Consider the following 19,094-nt stretch of genomic DNA (forward strand, 5'->3'; position numbering starts at 1 on the left):
GAGAAGGGGGCACCCTTGTCGTACGGTCCGCCGTCGGCTACTCGGTGGTGAGCAACTCCGCAAGGTGCTCGCTGATCGCCACCACCGTCGGCTGGTGCCACAGGAGCGTCGCCGGCAACTTGTGCCCGAAGCGCTTCTCCAGCCGCTTGCGGATCACAATCGTCATCACCGAGTCCAGCCCCTGCTCCACCAGCGAGCGGCGGGTGTCCAGGGAGGCGACGGGCAGTCGCATCTCGCCCGCGATCTGAGCCGTGACCTCGTCGAGCAGCCTTTCGCGCAGCTCGTCCGGCGCCAGACCGTCGAAGGAGTCGCCGCCCTGCTGGGCATCGGCCGAAGCGGTCTCGGTCGTGCCGATCTCCCGTAGCAGCGGCAGCCGTTCACCGCCCGCCTCCAGCGGTACGGTCCGCAGGACCGGGAAGTATCCGGCGCCGCGCCGCGCCGCGTGGTCCCAGGCGCCGAAGGCCTCGGGGAGCGAGATGTCGGTGACCCCGCGTTCGCGCAGCTCCAGGTCGACGACTTCGTTGACCGCCATGCCCTGGCCGCGCCACGACGTCCACGCGAAGCTCGTGGCGTCACCGGCGGAGCCGTTCGCCTCGGCCGAGGCGTTGCGGTGCAGTGCCAGCGCATCCAGGAACGCGTTGGCGGATCCGTAACTCGCCTGGCCGGGCATGCCGAGCAGCTGGCCGCAGGAGGAGAAGAGGACGTAGAAGTCCAGGCTGCCGACCGGGAACTGCTCGTGCAGCACCCAGGCGCCCTCTGTCTTGGGCCGCATGACGCCCCGCAGGGACTCCTCGTCGACGTCCGGGACCATCCGGTTGTCGAGCACGCCCGCGGCGTGCACGACGCCTCGGATCGGAGGCAGCCCGAGAGCGTCGGGCGTCAGCAGCCGGGCGGCCTCGGACGCGTCGCTGATGTCGAGCGACACGGTGCGTACGGTGACGCCGAGTTCCTCCAGTGCCCGTACGTCCGCGATACGACTGAGCATCACCTCATCGGTGACCGCGTCCCACTCCGCGCGCGGCGGCAGTCCGCGACGGCCGGCCAGGACCAGTCGGCGGGCGCCCCGCTCGGCCAGCCAATGGGCGACTTCGAGGCCCAGAACACCCAGCCCGCCGGTGATCAGATACGTGCCGTCGGCCCGGCAGGCCACCGGCTCGTGCAGCGCCTCGCGTTCCGTACGGGCGAGGCGGGCGACGGTGGCAACGCCGTCACGGAGGGAAACGACGTCTTCGTGCGCCGCTGTGCGCAGCACGTCGAGCAGCGGCCCGGCGTCCGCCGGGGCGAACCCCTCCGCCGCCAGGTCGACGATGCCGCCCCACAGTTCACCGTGCTCACCGGCGATGACCCGGCCCAGACCCCACAGTGCGGAGTGCGCGAGCTGCGGGGCTTCCCGGCTCTCCCGTACGCCTGTGGTGAGGCACCACAGCCGGGGGAACTTCACGGTGTCCAGCGCGGCCAGCCGCTGTGCGGTGTCCAGTAGCAGCCAGGCGTTGGCGGCGGCCGTGTCCGGTACGTCTTCGCTGCCGACGGGCAGCGGGGGCGCCACCAACACGTCGGTGGATTCGCCGAGTCCGGGCCGGCCGTCCAGTTCGCCCGGGCTCTTGAGGATGCGCAACTCCCCGCCGTCGGCGGCGAGCCGCTCGCGCAGTGCGTCCGCAAGGGCGCTGTCGGCCGGGCCGATCAGCACGATGTCCTTGACCGGCCGTCCGGCCGGACCGGCCGCGTCGGACGTGCCCGATGCCGCGGGCCGTGCGGTCTCCAGCAGGCGCCATGCCAACTCATGTACGAGCTCGTGGGGTGGAGCGGCCCTCAGGGATTCCTGGCCGATCGTCCCGTACCGCACGCCCCGCAGTGCGGCCAGTACCGTCCCGTTGGGGTCGGCGACGAGGACGTCCACCGCGTCGGCCCGTGCGTCATGGGTGACGCGGATATCGACGGCGGCGGGTGGCGTGCCCTCGACACGTACCTCGGCCAGCCCCGCCACCATGCGCAGCGTCGCCGGCCCGGGGTAGGCGGAGGGGGCGATGGACAGCGCGGCGTCGAAGACGGGTGCCCAGGTGGCGGGCGACCCCTCCGGCTGCTCCGCCCGCACCCGGGCGTGCAGGACACCATCGGCGCGCAGCAGTTCCTTGACGGTCCACTCGAAGCCCATGGTGGGGACGCCCACGGAGGCCAGATGGCGCTGGATGTCGCCCGGGTCGGCCGGCGCGAGATCTGCAGGCCCGGCAGGCATCCTGCTCAGTGGTGCCGCAGTGCCGGAGGCGGCGGCCGTGGCGGTGGTGTGGGTGAGCCAGAGGCCGTCGCCGTCGGCGGGCCGCGAGGAGAGGTGCAGCCCGTTGTCGTCGTGGACCACCTGGATTTCGCGGCGTTCGGAGACGGTCAGCGGCAGGCGCAGTGCGAGCTCCCCCAGCGTCTGCGGAGTGCCCTCCTTGGCCGTCGCGTTCAGGAACGTGTTGATCAGTACGGCGGCGGGGACAATCTCGGTCCCGTTGATGGTGTGGCTGCCCGGGTAGGGACGGTTCACGTCCTCCAGGAGGGTGCGCCACAGTTTCAGCGACCGGCCGGACACGGAGACCGGCGCACCGAGCAGGGTGTGGGAGTCCACATCGTGCTGGAGTCCCTGGCCCGCGCCCGGGAAGGAGGTCTCGCGCCAGTGCGGCTGCCGCTGCCAGGCCACCTGCGGCAGCGTGAGCAGCTCACCGGTCGGCTGGAGGCGTGCCCAGTCGAAGCCGATGCCGCTGGTGTGGGCCGCGGCGACGGCTGTCAGCAGGGAGATCCGCTCGGACTGGTCGCGGCGCAGCGTGGAACCGACGAAAGCGTCCTCGATGCCTTCCTCGCTCAGCGTCTCGCCGATCGAGTGGGCGACCACCGGATGCGCGGAGACCTCCAGGAACGAGCGGTGGCCGTCCTCGGCGGCGGCGCGGGTGGCCGCGGCCAGCCGTACCGTGTTGCGCAGGTTGGCCGCCCAGTACGCACCGTCGGCCGACGGCGTGGCGCGCGGGTCCTCCAGTGCGGTGGAGTACATCGGGATCAAAGGCCGATGCGGCGTCAAGTCGTGCGCGGCAGCCGCGAGTTCGTCGACAAGGAGGTCCATCTGGGGGCTGTGGAAGGCGACGTCGGACGCCACCCGCCGCAGCTGTACGCCGTCGGCCTGCCAGTCCTCCATGAGCGCTTCGATCGCGGCGATGTCCCCGGAAACCACCGTGGAGTGGGGAGAGGCCGCGATGCCCGCCACCACGTCCGTGCGGCCCGCGAGCCGCTCGGTGGTCTCCTCCAGCGACAGGCTCGCCATTGCCATCGCGCCCTGTCCCGTGACCCGGCGCAGCAGCTTCGAGCGACGGCAGATCAGCCGGGCGCCGTCCTCACGGGACAGGGCGCCGGACGTCACGGCCGCGGCGATCTCGCCGACGGAGTGGCCGATCACGGCGTCCGGGACGATCCCGTACGAGCGCCAGAGCGCGGCAAGGCCGATCTGTACGGCGAAGATCATGGTCTGGATGCGGTCGACGGTCTCGAAGTCGCCGTCCAGCAGTACCTGCCGGGGGGAGAAGCCGATCTCCTCCAGGAAGACGGGCTCAAGGTCGTCGACGGCTTCGGCGAACGCGGGCTCGGTCGCGAGCAGTTCACGGCCCATGCCGACCCACTGCGAACCGTGCCCGGAGAAGACCCAGACCAGGCCCTTCCCCGCTCCGGACGGTGCCGAGCCGCTGACCGCCCGGCGCGACTGCTCGCCGTCGGCGATGATCCGCAGCCCGGCCACCAGCTCGTCGCGGCTCTCGGCGACGATTGCGGCCCGGCTGTCCAGGTGCGAGCGGCGCAGCGCGAGGGTGTGGCCGACGGAGTCAAGCGGCGCGTCCTTGCCCGGACCGACCAGCCAGTCCGCGAGCTCCTTCGCGGACTCCTTGAGGGCGGCGCCGGACTTGGCGGACAGCGGGTGGAGCAGGGCGGCGCCCGCGTCCTTGCGGGGCTGCGCGGCCGGAGCGGTGGGCTCGGGGGCCTGCTCCAGGAGCAGGTGGGAGATGGTGCCGCCGTAGCCGAAGCCGGAAACACCGGCACGCCGCGGACGGCCCCGGTCGGGCCACGGGGTGCGCTCGGTGACCACCCGCAGCCCGTTGTTGTCCCAGTCGATCGCCGGGTTGCCCTCGGTGTAGTTGAGGCTCGGCGGGATTTCGCCGTGCGACAGAGCGAGTACGGCCTTGAGCAGGCTGGCGACCCCCGCCCCGGCTTCCAGGTGGCCGATGTTGGGTTTCACCGAACCGAGCAGCACCGGCTCGTCGGCGGGCCGCCCCTTTCCGTACACGGCGCCCAGCGCACCCGCTTCCAGCGGGTCGCCGAGCCGGGTGCCGGTGCCGTGGGCCTCGACGTAGTCGACCGATTCCGCCGGTATACCCGAGCGGCGCAGGGTCTCCTCCAGCAGCCGCTGCTGGGCCGGTCCACTGGGCGCCATGATGCCGTTGGTGCGGCCGTCCTGGCTGACGTGGCTGCCGCGGATGACGGCGAGCACCCGGTCGCCGTCGCGCTGGGCCTCGCTGAGTCGCTTGAGGACGAGCACTGCGCCGCCCTCGCCGCGGCCGTAGCCGTTGGCGGACACATCGAACGGCTTGCAGCGGCCGTCGGGGGCGGTGGCGCCAGCGGACTCCAGGGTCAGTGAGAGACCGGGGGAGATGATCAGGTTGACGCCTCCGACGAGGGCGACTCTGCTCTCGCCCGCGCGCAGGCTCTGGCAGGCCAGATGAGTGGCGACCAGGGAGGCGGAGCAGGCGGTGTCGATCGCCATGCTGGGGCCGTGCAGATCGAGGGCGTACGAGATCCGGTTGGCAGCCGCGCACATGGCGCTGCCGATCCCGGTCCACGCCTCGATGCCGGGCAGGTCTTCGAGCAGTCGGCGGCCGTAGTCGTCCGAGCCGATGCCGACGAAGACCCCGGTGTCGCCGCCGGCCAGGCTCTGCGGGGGGATGCCCGCGTGCTCCAGTGCCTCCCACACCACTTCGAGCAGCAACCGCTGCTGCGGATCCATCAGTTCGGCCTCACGCGGGGTGAGGCCGAAGAAGGAGGAGTCGAATCCTTCGATGTTCTTGATGAAGCCGCCGGGTATGTCGGCGCGGCGCACCGCGGCATCGTGTTCCGGCCCCAGTTCCCGGTACAACTCCCAGCGGTCCTGGGGCATTTCACTGATACCGTCACGGCCGGCGAGCAGCATCTCCCAGAACGCGCCGGGGGAATCGGCGTCGCCCGCCAGCCGGCATCCGGCCCCGATCACGGCGATGGGTTCAACAGTAGGCACGACTTCGTCTCCTAGCCTTGTTAACTGCACCACGGAGCGGGGTGCAGGATTCGCACGACCGCGCTGGAGAGGGTGACGCCCGGCCCGACGCCGAGCATCAACAGGTGATCGCCCGGGGCGAGTTCGCCGGATTTCAGCAGGTGATCGAGGGAGATGATCTGGTCACTCGCACCGAGATGGCCGACGGTGCGGCCGAACTCCCAGGTCGACTTCTCCATGGGGAGGCCGAGGGCGGCCATGCAGCGCTGCTCGACGATCTCGCGCGAATAGTTCATGTACGCGACGCGCGTGACGTCGTCCAGGGTGAGGCCGGCCTCGTCCAGGGTCCGCTCGACCAGGTGCAGGGTCATGCCGTGGACCTTGACGAGGGCTCCCGTGCCGGTGCCGTCGGCGAGCGCGGCCTTCTTGTAGTCGGCGTTACGGGCCTGGAAGTCCAGCGGCGCGCCGATGGTCGGCCCCGGCGGGAACAGCGGCTCGGTGCCGCGGTGCATCTGCTCGGCCTCCGACACGGCCACCGAGCCCACCGAGAGAAGCTGGGCGAAGGACGGTTCGGTGGTGAGGAGCACCGAGCTGGCGGCGTCCCCGGCCACGTAGCCGGGTCCCATCCGCCAGCGGTCCATCATCGGCGTTCCGAAGTTGTCGGACGCCACGAGCAGTGCGGTGGCGGCCCGTTCGCCGACCGCTGCGCCGTTCCTGGCACCGCTCGCCCCGGCGGTCCGGCCCCGTAGATAGCCGGCGCCCAGCTCCAGTGCGCCGAACATGCCGTTGCAGCCCTGCCGGACTTCGACGGCAAGCACGTCGTTGCCGACGAGATGCCGTTGCAGGTAGTACTGCGGCTGCCAGCCGTCCGGGCCCTGGTGCCAGGAGTCGGCGTACAGCAGCAGGTCGGTGTCCTCGGGGCGGTGTCCGGCGCGCTTGTACGCCTCCTGCGCCGCGTGCAGGGCCATTTCGGGCGCAGGGGTTTCCCCGGCCACGGCCGCTCCGGCGAGTTCGTGCAGCTCGACCTCGAAGGCGGGGTAGCGCCCCTGCTCGACGGCGTCCTCGACGGCAACCGTGTCGGGCAGGAAGACTCCGAGCCCTTTGATGAATATCCCGGGCGTGCGCAAGGCCGCCTCGCCTTCTCGATGGGTGGATGGGGTGTGCGGAGGGGTGGGTGGTGTGGGTGGGGTGGTGCAGAACGTCCCGCGTGTGGAAAGGAGGGGGCCCATGGCGTGAGTGTCAGGGGCGGGCGGCGACCGTTTCGAGCGTCCGTACCAGCCTCTTGAGCAGCCGCTTGGCCTCCGTGCGGGAGAAGGCGTCGGTCCGGTAGCCGATCCGCAGAGTGAGGGTGCGGCCCGGGACGGCGGCCAGCCGCAGCGGGTAGTGAGTGCCGTCCTCGACCCCGAAGGCCGCCAGCCGCAGGCCGCCGTCCGCCGCGAGGCCGGCGGTGTCGAACGAGTAGTTGACGAAGGTGATGGCCGTGTCGAAGAGCGCACCGCCGCTGTATCCGAAGCCGGGCCCGTCCGCCGGGCCCGCCGCCTGGCGCTGGATGTCGCCCAGGGGCAGATGGTGGTGGGGCAACAGAGAAGTCTGCTCCTCCTGGAGACGTGACAGCATCTCCATCAGTGGCTCACCGGCCCGCAGGTGCAGCCTCACCGGGATCGTGTTGGTCAGCAGACCGACCATCTCCTCGACCCCGGGCAGTTCCGGCGGCCGTCCCGAGACCGAGGTCCCGAACAGCACGTCGTCGCTGCCCGTCACCTGGGACAGCAACAGCCCCCAGGCACCCTGTACGGCGGTGTTGAGGGTGATCCCCTGGGCGAGGACGCGCGAGGTGAGAGCCTCGGTCAGCTCCTCGTCGAGCACCTGCTCGAAATGGGCCTGCTGCTCCTGGGCCGGCCCCGAAAAGCCGTCGGCGACGTAGGTGGGACCGGTCAGGCCCCGCAGCGCCTCGCCCCAGGCCTGCCGGGAGGCCGTACGGTCCCGAGCCGCGAGCCAGGCCAGATAGCCGTGGTGCGGGGTGACGGGTGCCAGCGCAGAGCTGTCACCGCCGCGCGCGTACGACGCGTACAACGTGAACAGTTCCCGGACCAGGATCGCTGTCGACCAGCCGTCCCACAGGATGTGATGGGCCGTCAGCACCAGTCGGTGTCGGCCCTCGGCCAGTTTCAGCACCAGGAACCTGAACAGGGGCGGCGCCGTCATGTCGAACCGCCGCCCGCGTTCGCCGGCCGCCAGCTGCCGCGCCTCGTCCTCCCGTGCCTCTTCGGGGATCCCGGTCAAATCCCTTTCCGTGCAGGGGAGTTGTACGCCCTCGCAGATGATCTGCACGGGATCTGCTGCACCGCCGTAGCGGAAGGCGGCCCGCAGACCGGCGTGCCGTTCGAGCAGAGCGGCGCCGGCCGCACGGAGCGCCGCCGGGTCCAGCGGCCCCTCCAGGTCGAAGCGCAACTGCGCCGCATAGGCGTCGACGCCGTGCTCGGACAGCAGGTTGTGAAAGAGGAGGCCCTCCTGCAGCGGCGCGAGCGGCAGCACGTCGGACATGTCGGGGTGCGCGACGGCCAAGGCGTCGATCTCGTCCTGCTCCAGCGCAACCAGGGGCAGGTCGGACGGAGTGAGCCCGCCGGCCCCGTCGTCGGCGCTGTGCACGACGAGCCCGCCGAGTGCGGCACGCCACAACTCGGTCAGCTCCTTCACAGCGGCTTCCGTATGCCGTTCCCCGTCCCAGACGACGGTGACGTCCAGGTCGGCCCCGGCGCCGCGGTCGTGGCAGACGGTCGTGAACTCCAAGTGTCCCGGGGCGAGTTCGGAGCCCCCGGCGAAGCTGAAGCTGCCCTGCTCGCCCGTCGGCAGCCAGGCCCCGCCCACCGGAAGCTCTCCGCGGTGACGCAGGGCGAGGGGCGGGCGCCGTAGGGCCGCCGGTTCACCGGCCGCGTCCGGGTTCGGACGGTGCGGCAGGCCGAGGCCCGTACCGCGGCCGGGCAGCGAACGCAGTTGCTCCTTGACCCGCTTGAGGGCCGGGCCGAGGGCGGCCGTTCCCGAGCAGACCTCGTCCCAGGCGAGTGGGCCGGGAGCGAGGCGAACCGGCGCGCAATCGCTGAAGTTGCCGACCGTCCGGGCCACTTCACCGTGGTGCGAGGCTGTGGTGCGGCCGGGGAGTTCCACCTCCAGCAGCATTTCCGGGCTGCCGGAGGACCAGTGTGCGTACGCGAGGGCCAGTGCAGTGGCCAGTACGTCACCGGTCTCGGCGCGGTACAGCCCCGGGAGCGTGCTGAGGGCCGCCCCGAACTCCCCTGCGGGGAGCGTCAGCGAAAGATTCCGGGGGAGGCCGGCAGCCGGACCGTCGGCCGCGGGAGCCGTACGGGTGCTGCCCGCGGTCGTGGCAGGCGCTGCCGGGTCGGCCGCTTCGCCGGACCGGCCGGACGTTGAGGCCGCCGACCGTCCGGCCCAGGTCCGCAGCGAGGTGGCGGTCGGGGCGAGTGCGACCGGGCGGCCCGCAGCCACGTCCGCCCAGGCCGAGGCGAGGTCGTCGAGCAGGATGCGCCACGACTGGGCGTCGACCGCCAGTGGGTGGGTCACCAGCAGCAGCCGGGATGCCCGGCCCCGCGTCCCCTTGATGAAGGCGCCCCGCACCATTGCCCCGTCGGCGGGGGACAGCCGGGAGAGCGCGGCGGCCTGCGCGGCCTCCGTGTCGGGGGCCAGGACCACCACGTCCCGCGGATCGAAGGTCCCCGGGGGCAGCGTCCGCGCCTCCCACCGGCCCGCACCGTTCGAGGCCACCCGAAGCCGCAGACCGTCATGGTGATCCACCACGGCCCGTACGGTCTCGGCGACCTCGTCGTAGCCGGCTCCGGCGGGCAGCTGGAGCAGCACCGACTCGTGTCCCCACCCGGTCGGCGCGATCTCCGTGAGCCGGGCGATCGCCGGAGTGAGGTCCACCGGCCCGACCCCCGCACCCACTGCTTCCACTTCCCCTGACTCGTTGAACTCTTTTACGAATGGGGTAAGTTGGGCGATCGTGGGATTTCGGAAGAGTGTTCCGACCCCGAAGTCGAGGCCCGCCCGGTGTGCTCGGGCCACCAGCTGGAGAGCGGTGATGCTGTCACCGCCCCGGTCGAAGAACGAGTCCTCCACACCGATCCGGCCCGCCCCCAGCACCTCGGCGAACAGCTCGCACAGAGCCTCCTCCGTGGCGTTGCGCGGCAGCCGTTCGGTGGCGGGAGAGGAGAAGTCCGGCTCGGGCAGCGCCTTGTGATCCACCTTGCCGTTCGGGGTCAAGGGGACGGAATCCAGCAGGACCACCGCAGCCGGGACCATGTGGTCCGGCAGTGAACGGGCCGCGAACCGCCGCAGCCCACCCGGGTCCGGTGCCGCGTCGGGCGAGGGCAACGCATAGGCGACCAACTGCTTGCGGCCGGGCAGGTCCTCCCGCACCACTGCGATCGCCGCCCTGACCTCCTCGTGCCGCGCCAGCACCGCCTCGATCTCGCCGAGTTCGATGCGGAAGCCGCGGATCTTGACCTGGTTGTCGGCGCGCCCGACGTACTCCAGCTGACCGTCGGTCCGCCACCGTACGAGGTCGCCGGTGCGGTACATGCGCGAGCCGGGTTCGCCGTACGGGGACGGAACGAACCGCTCGGCGGTCAACAGCGGCCGGCGCAGATAGCCCCGGGCGATCCCCGCACCCGCGATGTACAGCTCGCCGACCGCGCCCGGCAGGACGGGCATCAAGGCCTCGTCCAGTACGTACACCTGGGAGTTGGCTATGGGGCGGCCGATCGGCGGGGGCCCGGTGACGGTGTCCAGCGGCGGGCTCACCGTGGTGGTCACCGTCGTCTCGGTGACCCCGTACTCGTTGAACATCCGCCGTCCCTCGGCCCACCGCTGCCGCACCTCGGGAGGCATGGCCTCGCCGCCGGTGATCAGCACCCGCAGTGCGGGCAGACCGTCGGAGGGCAGCCGGGTCAGGAATACCGGGGGGATCGCGGCATGCGTAATCCCCCCGGCGTGCAGCAGCCGGGCCAGCGTGTCGAGGTCGGTGCTCTGCCCGGCGGGGGCCAGAACCAGGCGGGCGCCCGCCAGCAGCGCCGGCCAGATGTCACCCATCGCGACGTCGAAGCTCGGCGAGACCAGCTGCAGTACGCGGCTGCCGGCGTCGACTCCGTAACGCAGGACGTGGTCCGCGACGAAGCTCCGCAGCCCCCGGTGTGTCACGACCACGCCCTTGGGCAGGCCGGTGGAACCGGAGGTGTAGATGACATAGGCGGGGTGCTCGGGGTCGGGTGCGGCAGGGGATTCGGCGGCAGATCGGTCTGTGGCAGCACCGGCGGAAGCGCCCGGCGCGGCAGCGGTGTCCGCGCCGGTGTCCGCGTCCACGAGGAGCCGCGGAGTGGAGCCGGGCAGGCGCTCCGCCACTTCGGCCGTGGTGATCACCTGTACGGGGGCGGAGTCGTTGAGCGTGTACGCGATGCGCTCGACCGGATAGGACGCGTCGACCGGCACGAACGCGGCGCCCGCCTTGTGCACGGCGAGCATCGCGACGACGAGACCTGGCGAGCGCGGCAGCGCGAGCGCCACGAAGTCCTCGGCCCCCACCCCCCGTACCGTCAGTTCTCGCGCGAGCAGGTCGGAACGCGCGTCCAGCTCCCCGTACGTCATGACGGACGTCCCCTGGACGAGCGCGATGTTCCCGGGAGCGCCGGCGGCCTGCCGGCCGAAGAGCTCGGGCACGGTCTCCTCGGACAGCGGCAGCGCGGTGGCGTTGCGCTCGACGAGCAGCTCGTGCCGTTCCGCCGTCCCGAGCACATCGACGCGGTCGACGGCCGTTGCGGGGTCGGTGGCGACCGTGCGGACGAAGGCGGTGAGCCGCTCCAGGTGCCCGGTCAGGCTCTCCAGGTCGTGCAGTTCGGGATTGCCGTCCATCACCAGGGACATCGACTCGCCACCCGGTCCCGGGCCGTTCTCGGGGCGGACGGTGACGAACAGGTCGAGGACCGGCCCGGACGCCAGGTTGTGGCTGGTCGCCAGGACGTCCCCGAAACGCAGCGGCCCGCCGTACGGCATGAAATTGACGATGGGCCCGATGAGCCCGCCCACCTTGGCGTCCAGGGCCAGTTCGCGCTGCAGGTCCTCCAGCCGGAACCGTTCGTGCCGAAGCGCACTGCCGACCTCCCGGGTCAGCCGGGGCACCAGCTGGGACAGCCTCGCTCCGGGCGGGACATCGAGGCGTATCGGCATGCTGTTGGTCACCATGCCCGGGACTTGGCGGGCCTCGACGCTGCGTCGGCCCGTCACGGGAAGGCCGAGGACCACATCCCGGCTTCCGGTGACCCGGTGGACATAGGCCCCCACGATCGTCATGAGCAGGATCTGCCAGGTGGTGCCGGTCTCCGCAGCGGTCTGCTTCAGCCGATCGAGGTCGGTCCCGGGGATCGGGGACGTGAGGCGCAGCCTCAACGAGTCTTCCGGCAGGCTCCATTCGGCATTCCGGCGCCCGGGGACCCGCAGCACCTGGGGACGGTCGATGAAACGCTCCACCCAGTACGCACGGTCCGTCTCGAAATCCGCTGACGCACGGTAGGCGGCCTCATCGTCGAGAAGGGTGGCCAAGGGGCCGAATACCGGGTCGACGCGACTCTGTCCGGCGGCCAGCGAAGAATAGATCTCGGCCAGCCGCCGACCCAGAAGGTGAATTCCGTAGCCGTCAACAACGACGTGATGTATCCGGTAGTAGAAGAAGAGCCGGGCCCCGGACAGCTTGAGGAGTGCGAACGAAGATATCGGTCCGGTGCTCAGGTCCAGCCGCCGCCTGATGTCCTGGCGCATCCACCGGTGCGCCTCTGCCTCCGGGTCGCCGGCTGCCGTGAAGTCGACCAGCGGGAGGACCGCAGCATGGTCCGGGTCCAGGACCTGCCACAAGCCGTGGTCCTTCACCACACGCCGGATCCGGACGACTTCGGCCTCTTCGCGCAGCAGCGCCCAGGCGGCGTGGAGCACGGCGACGTCGACCGGACCGTCGAGGGAGATGTACTCTGCACAGTTGTACTTCTGTCCGGACGGGTCCAGTTGGTGCGCGAACCACACCCCCTGCTGACCGGCGGACAAAGGCAGCCGTATCGCTTCCCTGTCGACCATTCTGGACTCCATCGATCGCCGTAACCCAGGAATTGGCGCCAGCCACCTTTGGGTATCCCCTTGCACACTGGCCCCCGCACAGTGGTGCGCGGTAATGGCCACCATGCGGAGCGCGGCTATAGGCCGCCTATACATTCCTGGGCGCCACCGATATCGGCCGGGTAGCGAAGAAATATAGACACGGCCTTCAGGGTCGGACCGGACCATGGTCCTGACTCAAGGAGAATCCCGATGGACGGCCACCGCGCCTGGACACCGCTCGTCATCACCCCGGCCGACGTCGCAGCCGATTCCACCCCGGAAGGCCTGGCATCCCACCTGTGCGTTCTGGAGGACCTGACGGGCCTGCTCACCCGCTCGAAGGCGTTGGTCCTCCGCGGTTTCCACGTCACCCCGGCGGAGCTGGACGAGGTGATGGACCTGCTGCTGCCCAACCGGCTCGCGTACGTTCACGGAAACTCGCCCCGCACCAAGGTCGGGCAGAACGTCTACACCTCCACCGAGTACCCGCCGGAATTCACCATCTCGATGCACAACGAGATGAGTTACGCCCACCAGTGGCCGGCCCGACTGCTCTTCTTCTGCGAACGGGCCGCCGAGACGGGCGGCGCGACCCCCGTGGTGGACGGGGCCCGCTGGCTGGAGTCCCTCGACCCCGAGGTGCGCGAGCGCTTCGCCGACGGGGTGCGCTACGTGCAGAACCTGCATGGCGGCAAGGGCTTCGGCAAGAGCTGGCAGGACACCTTCGAGACCGAGTCCCGCGCGGACGTCGAGGCTTTCCTCGACGGCACCGGCGCGAGCTACGAGTGGACGAAGGACGGCGGACTGCGGGTGAGCCAGATACGGCCGTCGACGGTCGAGCACCCGGTGACCGGTACCGAGGTCTGGTTCAACCAGGCCGACCAGTGGCATGTCGCCGGACTCGGCGACGAGACGGCTGCCGCGCTTTACCGGATCATGCCGGAGAAGGACCTGCCCCAGTCTGTCACCTTCGCCGACGGCTCGCCCATCCCGGCCCACTACATCACCCAGGTGCGCGACCGCGGCCTGGAAGCCGCCGTCGACGTCGACTGGCGGACCGGCGATCTGCTGCTCATCGACAACATGCTCGTCGGCCACGGCCGCCGGCCCTTCACCGGACCGCGCCGTGTCCTGGTCGCCATGTCCGACTAGCCCTGTGTCGCTGTGTCCTGGTCGCCATGTCCGACTAGCCCTGTGTCGCTGTGTCCTGGTCGCCATGTCCGACCAGCCCTGTGTCGCTGTGTCCTGTGTCGTCATGTCCGACCAGCCCCGGCGCCGTGCACGGCCAGCCCTTCGTCCCGTGCCCGAGCAGTTGATCCCAGGAGGATCCGTGGTGATCGCGCTACAGCCGGTACCGCCCATCGGCGGGCATCCGCTGGCCCTGTTCTTCGTGCAGGTCGGCGTCCTGCTGCTGGTGGCCACCCTGCTGGGGCGCCTCGCCATGCGGCTGAAGATGCCCGCGATCGTCGGAGAGCTGCTGACCGGCATCGTGCTGGGCCCGTCGTTGGTCGGCAACGCCCTGCCCGGACTGTCCGCCCGGCTCTTCCCCGAGACGGCGGAACAGGCCCATCTGCTGGACGCCTTCGGCCAGATCGGTGTCATCCTGCTGGTCGCGATCACCGGGCTGCAACTGGACACCCGCCTGATACGGAAGAGTGCCGCGACCGCCGCCCGGGTGAGCCTGCCCGGCTTCGTCATTCCGCTCGTGCTGGGCATCGGCACGGGGGCCCTGCTGCCGGCCTCGCTGCTGGCGGAGGGCTCCGACCGTACGGTCTTCGCGACCTTTCTCGGCATCGCGATGTGCGTCAGTGCCATCCCGGTCATCGCCAAGACGCTGATGGATCTGGGGATGCTCCACCGCAACGTCGGTCAGCTCATCCTGGTATCGGGCACGGTCGACGACGTCCTTGGCTGGCTCGGGCTCTCGGTGGTCACCGCGATGGCCACGACCGGACTGCATGCAGCCGGTCTGGCCAAGACGGTCGGCTTCCTCCTGCTCTTCATCGTTGCGGCCCTGCTGATCGGGCGTCCGCTGGTGCGCCACGTCATGCGGACGACGGCCAGGGCCGCCGAGCCCGGTCCGACCGTCGGTCTGACGGTCGTCATCGTCATCCTCTTCAGCTCGACCACGCACGCGCTCGGCTTCGAGGCCATCTTCGGCGCACTGGTCGCCGGCGTCCTGATCCGCGGCGGAGGCCCGGAGGTACTCACCCGGCTGGCGCCGCTGCGCACCTTCGTCATGGCCGTGATGGCCCCGGTCTTCTTCGCCTCGGCCGGCCTGCGGATGGACCTGACCGCACTGAGTGATCCGACAGTGCTGATCGCCGCCGTGGTGCTGCTGCTGATCGCGGTCGTGGGCAAGTTCGCCGGTGCCTTCATCGGGGCCTGGGCCAGTGGGCTCAGCCGCTGGGAGGCGGTCGCGCTCGGCGCGGGGATGAATGCCCGCGGTGTCGTCGAGGTGATCATCGCGATGGTCGGACTGCGGCTCGGCGTGCTGAGTACGGCGATGTACACCGTCATCGTCCTCATCGCGGTGGTGACCTCGCTGATGGGGCCGCCGGTCCTGCGCAGGGCGATGGGAAGGCTGGAGGTCACCGAGGACGAGAAACTCCGGCGCTCCGAAATGGAGTCGACCCTGACGCGCGAGGACCGCAGACCAGTGGAAAGCGAGGACCGCAGACCCGTGGAACCCGTGGAAGAGGACCGCAGACCCGTGGAACTGGCGTAGCCGGCCACGGCACGACGGCACAGAGATCTCCCCCGCGACAACGGCCCAGTACCTCAACGACACAGCACAGCGACCAGGAAGGCCTCAAGTGAACCAGCCCATACCCCCCGTCTTCAGCGTGATCCCGGGTGCTCAGGTGCACGAGGTGATCAGTGGCAACGAGGAACAGGTCACGAGGATCGTCGAGGCGGCCTACAGGTTGCACGGGACGGGCCGAACGCTGAATCCGGACTCGTACTTCCTGACCTTCCCCGACCGTCCGTCCTCCCGCATCATCGCGCTGCCCGCGTCGCTCAAGGGCGAGGTGGATGTGCACGGAATGAAGTGGATCTCAAGCTTCCCCGAGAACGTGGCCGCGGGCATTCCGCGCGCCTCAGCCGTGCTGATTCTCAATGACGCGCGGACCGGGTATCCGTTCGCCTGCTTCGAGAGCTCCATCATCAGCGCGGCGCGGACCGCCGCCTCGGCGGCGCTGGCCGCGGTGGAGCTGAGCAAGCAGCGGGGCAGCCGCCCGACCAGGGTGGGCTTCTTCGGGACCGGACTCATCGCCCGCTTCCTCCACACCTATCTCGCCGCGAACGGCTTCGAGTTCGACGAGTTGGGGATCTTCGACCTGTCGGCCGAGCACGCCAAGGGCTTCCAGGGCGCTCTCGTGCGGACCGAGGACGGCACGACCACCATCCATGAGACGGCCGAAGAGCTGATCAGGTCCTCCGACCTGATCGTCTTCGCGACCGTCGCCGGGCAGCCGCATGTGACCGACCCCGAGTGGTTCGGCCACAACCCACTCGTACTGCACGTGTCGCTGCGCGACCTGTCGCCGGAAATCGTCCTGGCGTCCCACAACGTCACCGACGACACCGAGCACTGTATGAAGGCCGGCACGTCGCTGCATCTGACCGAACAGCAGGTGGGCAACCGGGACTTCGTGACCGGCACTCTCTTCGACGTACTGACCGGAGAGGCGACGTGCCTGCCGGACCGGCCGGTGATCTTCTCGCCGTTCGGGCTGGGAATCCTGGATCTGGCCGTGGCGAAGCACATCTATGACCGGGTGGCCGCGGACGGTGCGCTGAACACCGTCCCTGGCTTCTTCACCGAGCTGAAGCGTTACGGCTGACGCAGGCCGTCCACTGCGAAGAAGCTCCCGGGATGGTCGGTCAGGCCTTCGGTGATCGTGAGCAACCGGCCTGTGTGCGCAGCGACTTGGGCGGTGCCGGCCGGTCGGCGTGGTGCGGCGGAGCCGGGACGGCCGTACGGGCTCGGGGCGAGCGCGTCGTGGCCGGGTGCGTTGACGAACGACTCGTGCCAGGTTTCGTCGATGCCACCGGTGAGGATCGCCTGATAGGTGTGGCGCAGCGTGGCGCCGGGGTCGACGCCGAGATCCTTCTCCAGCTGCTCGCGCCCCTCGTGGAACACCGCGAAGGCCTCGGCCTGCCGGTCGCTCGCGTAGAACGCCACCATGAGCTGGGCTCGCAGCCGTTCGCGCAGTGGATTGGCGCGCACCAGGCCGACCAGTTCGGAGGTGAGCTGATCGTGGCGGCCGAGCGCGAGATCCGCGGAGATCCGGCTCTCCAGGGTCTCCATGTGGGCTTCCGCGATGCCAGGTCTCTCGGTCTCGCCCAGATGTTCGGTCACATCGGTCAGAGTGGGACCTCGCCAGAGGTCGAGAGCGGCGCGCAGTGCGTCTGCCGCTCTGGCGTACTTACGGGCCCGCAGTGCGGTCTGGCCGGAGCGGGACAGTGTGTCGAACACGCTGTAGTCGAATTTCCCCGAGATGATCCGCATCATGTATCCCGAACCCTTGCGAATTATCTCCGCATGGCCCTCAAGATGCTGGCGCAGCCGTGAGGCGTAGGTGTATATCTGTGCCTGGTAGGTGCCTGGTGGATTTTTCCCCCAGAGGGCTTCACCTAATTGATAGTCGGGAAGTACGCGTTCGCTGGCGAGCAGTAAGGCCGCGAGCATGGTGCGCTGTTTGGTGCCATTGAGCGGGATCTCCAAGTTCTCCGACCATAACCCGACCGGTCCGAGAATGCGAAACTCCAACACTGATGAAACTCCCCAGGTGAATTGAAAGAGTGCATGGCGAAACGGCCTCTCGGACGAGAGCGAGCCAGGTTGTGCCAATCGTTGGAAGGATGAGAGTGGTGCCGGGTGCATTCCACCCGGCCGGCTTTCTTATTCTCAATGAAGAGCAGAAGGAAAGTAGGTGCGGGGCGGAACCGACCCGCCAGGGAGGACCGTCGATGACGGGCTGGCCTTCACGGGGGCGGAAGTGAGGAGTGGCGAAAAGGTTTGAACCCGCACGCAAGGCATCGTTTGACTCCCCGTAGTTCCCCGTGAACCGCCACTGTCAAGCGGGTCCTTGTTTCATTGCTGCCACTTTGGCGACTGTAGGCACGGCCAGGAACGGTAGTCAAGGTTGATTATGAACTCCCCCTCCGAAGGGTTGCGCAGGGGTATCCGGCGAGGTGTGTGAATGTCGATTCAAACGTAATGTCGGGAATAAAGACGATCGTCCACTTGAGGTCTGAGGTGGAGCTATGTCGAATTTCTATCGATGTCTGCTCGTGACGTGGAGTAATCACTGCTGGTCCACGGGGTGGTATAGCCGACTGTTATCAATGGAAGGGGCCCAGGATGCCGTGTAGGAAGTAAGGGGGCGACGTGTGAGGCGACGGGTGTGACCTCGTTCTGAGACGATCACAGAATTCACATGTGTGGAATTCAAGATTCCGTATGAGTGGCGCGGTGTGATCCACAGTTTCTGTATAGGTCAAATATTGGAGGGATCGTGAGTATCGCTTCGTGGCCGGGGAGGGCTTCGGGGCAGGGCGTTCATCCCTTCATTCGCCGAGGGCTCCGCATGATGCACCATACTTCGCGTACAGCCCGCCTTCTTACCTCCGTCGCTCGCCTCTTCCCGGACGAGATTGGGTTGCAACAGGTGACAACTATTATCTCGAATCCTCTGGACTTCAACGTGGATGACCTCTACGTCGATCTCCGGCCAAGTGTCGGACGCCGAATCTTCCTCAAGTGCGAGGGATTCAACTTCGCCGGCTCGATCAAGCTCAAGGCCGCTACCGAGATGGTCGAGGCGAAGGAACGCACGGGAGAGATCTTCCCCGGTGCGACGTTGATCGAATCCTCATCGGGGAACATGGGCGTCGCGCTGAGCATCGTGGCTGCGAGCCGCGGATACCGATTCATCTGTGTCACCGACACGAGATGCAATCGTTCTGCCCGGCGTCTGATGGAGACCCTTGGAGCCACGGTCCACGTCATTAGCGAACCCGATCCCGAAAGCGGCTTCCTCGGTGCCCGCCTCGCGTACGTCCGGAGGCTGGTCGCATCGGAAGTGGGTTACCTGTGGCTCAATCAGTACAGCAGCGACGGAAACTGGACGGGCCACTACCGGACCACCGGGCCCGAGATCGCAAAAGCGTTTCCCGGGGCCGGCATCCTCTTCATAGGCGCGGGCACCACCGGCACTCTCATGGGCTGTGCCACCTACTTCCGCGAGAATCTTCCGGAGGTCAGGATCGTGGCCATCGACACCGTGGGCTCCGTGACCTTCGGAAGCCCGCCCGGCGTTCGCCTGATTCCCGGACTCGGCACCAGTGTGCGACCGGGCATTCTGGATCCCTCCCTGGTGGACGACGTCATCTGCGTCTCCGAACCCGACACCGTCCGGATGTGCCATGAACTGGCTGGTCACGGCTTCCTCTTCGGCGGCTCGACCGGAACGGTGGTCAGCGGAGCTCTCGCGTGGCTGGCGGCCAACGACATCAGGGACGACGTCACCTCGGTAGCCATCTCCCCGGACTTCGGCGGCAATTACCTGGAGACGATCTACGACGACGAGTGGCTGGCCCGTTCCTACGGATCAGGGCTGACGCTCGGGGAACTCGATCCGATCCGCTGAGAAGGCGGGAAGAGGAG

Annotated in this window: 8 protein-coding genes; 4 read left to right on the forward strand and 4 right to left on the reverse strand. The window is 69.1% G+C overall.

Features of this window, described 5'->3' with window-relative positions:
* Positions 1-37: 37 nt before the first annotated feature.
* From ACWGIG_RS13765 to ACWGIG_RS13775, 3 genes are all read right to left on the reverse strand, one after another.
* Positions 38-5,284, reverse strand: a complete 5,247-nt coding sequence (locus ACWGIG_RS13765; RefSeq protein ID WP_453321767.1) for a type I polyketide synthase — start codon at positions 5,282-5,284, stop codon at positions 38-40.
* A gap of 20 nt (positions 5,285-5,304) precedes the next feature.
* Positions 5,305-6,390: a ketoacyl-ACP synthase III family protein gene (locus ACWGIG_RS13770; protein ID WP_453321768.1), complete on the reverse strand. Its 1,086-nt coding sequence runs from the start codon at positions 6,388-6,390 to the stop codon at positions 5,305-5,307.
* A 112-nt stretch (positions 6,391-6,502) separates the two neighbouring features.
* Positions 6,503-12,397 (reverse strand): amino acid adenylation domain-containing protein, encoded by a 5,895-nt coding sequence (locus ACWGIG_RS13775; protein ID WP_453321769.1) that lies wholly within the window; start codon positions 12,395-12,397, stop codon positions 6,503-6,505.
* A gap of 231 nt (positions 12,398-12,628) precedes the next feature.
* On the opposite strand from ACWGIG_RS13775, the gene ACWGIG_RS13780 reads away from it, so the two are divergent.
* From ACWGIG_RS13780 to sbnB, 3 genes are all read left to right on the forward strand, one after another.
* Entirely contained in the window at positions 12,629-13,570 is a 942-nt protein-coding gene (locus ACWGIG_RS13780) for a TauD/TfdA family dioxygenase (RefSeq protein ID WP_453321770.1), read from the forward strand.
* A 178-nt stretch (positions 13,571-13,748) separates the two neighbouring features.
* The gene (locus tag ACWGIG_RS13785; RefSeq protein ID WP_453321771.1) at positions 13,749-15,146 is read left to right on the forward strand and encodes a cation:proton antiporter; all 1,398 of its coding nucleotides are present in this window, start codon (positions 13,749-13,751) and stop codon (positions 15,144-15,146) included.
* Between the two features lie 100 nt (positions 15,147-15,246).
* Positions 15,247-16,266 (forward strand): 2,3-diaminopropionate biosynthesis protein SbnB, encoded by a 1,020-nt coding sequence (gene sbnB / locus ACWGIG_RS13790; RefSeq protein WP_453321783.1) that lies wholly within the window; start codon positions 15,247-15,249, stop codon positions 16,264-16,266.
* On the opposite strand, the gene ACWGIG_RS13795 is transcribed toward sbnB, so the two are convergent.
* Positions 16,257-17,150 (reverse strand): AfsR/SARP family transcriptional regulator, encoded by an 894-nt coding sequence (locus ACWGIG_RS13795; RefSeq protein WP_453321772.1) that lies wholly within the window; start codon positions 17,148-17,150, stop codon positions 16,257-16,259. The genes sbnB and ACWGIG_RS13795 overlap by 10 nt on opposite strands.
* A 982-nt stretch (positions 17,151-18,132) precedes the next feature.
* On the opposite strand from ACWGIG_RS13795, the gene sbnA reads away from it, so the two are divergent.
* Complete coding sequence (gene sbnA / locus ACWGIG_RS13800; protein WP_453321773.1) at positions 18,133-19,077, forward strand: 2,3-diaminopropionate biosynthesis protein SbnA; 945 nt, start codon at positions 18,133-18,135, stop codon at positions 19,075-19,077.
* The last annotated feature ends 17 nt before the right edge of the window (positions 19,078-19,094 follow it).

The organism is Streptomyces sp. NPDC054863, from assembly GCF_053610825.1.

Coding starts and splice junctions, on each gene's coding strand:
- ACWGIG_RS13775 (WP_453321769.1), bottom strand. CDS start 12,397: ATGGTCGACAGGGAAGCGATACGGCTGCCTTTGTCCGCCGGTCAGCAG.
- ACWGIG_RS13780 (WP_453321770.1), top strand. CDS start 12,629: ATGGACGGCCACCGCGCCTGGACACCGCTCGTCATCACCCCGGCCGAC.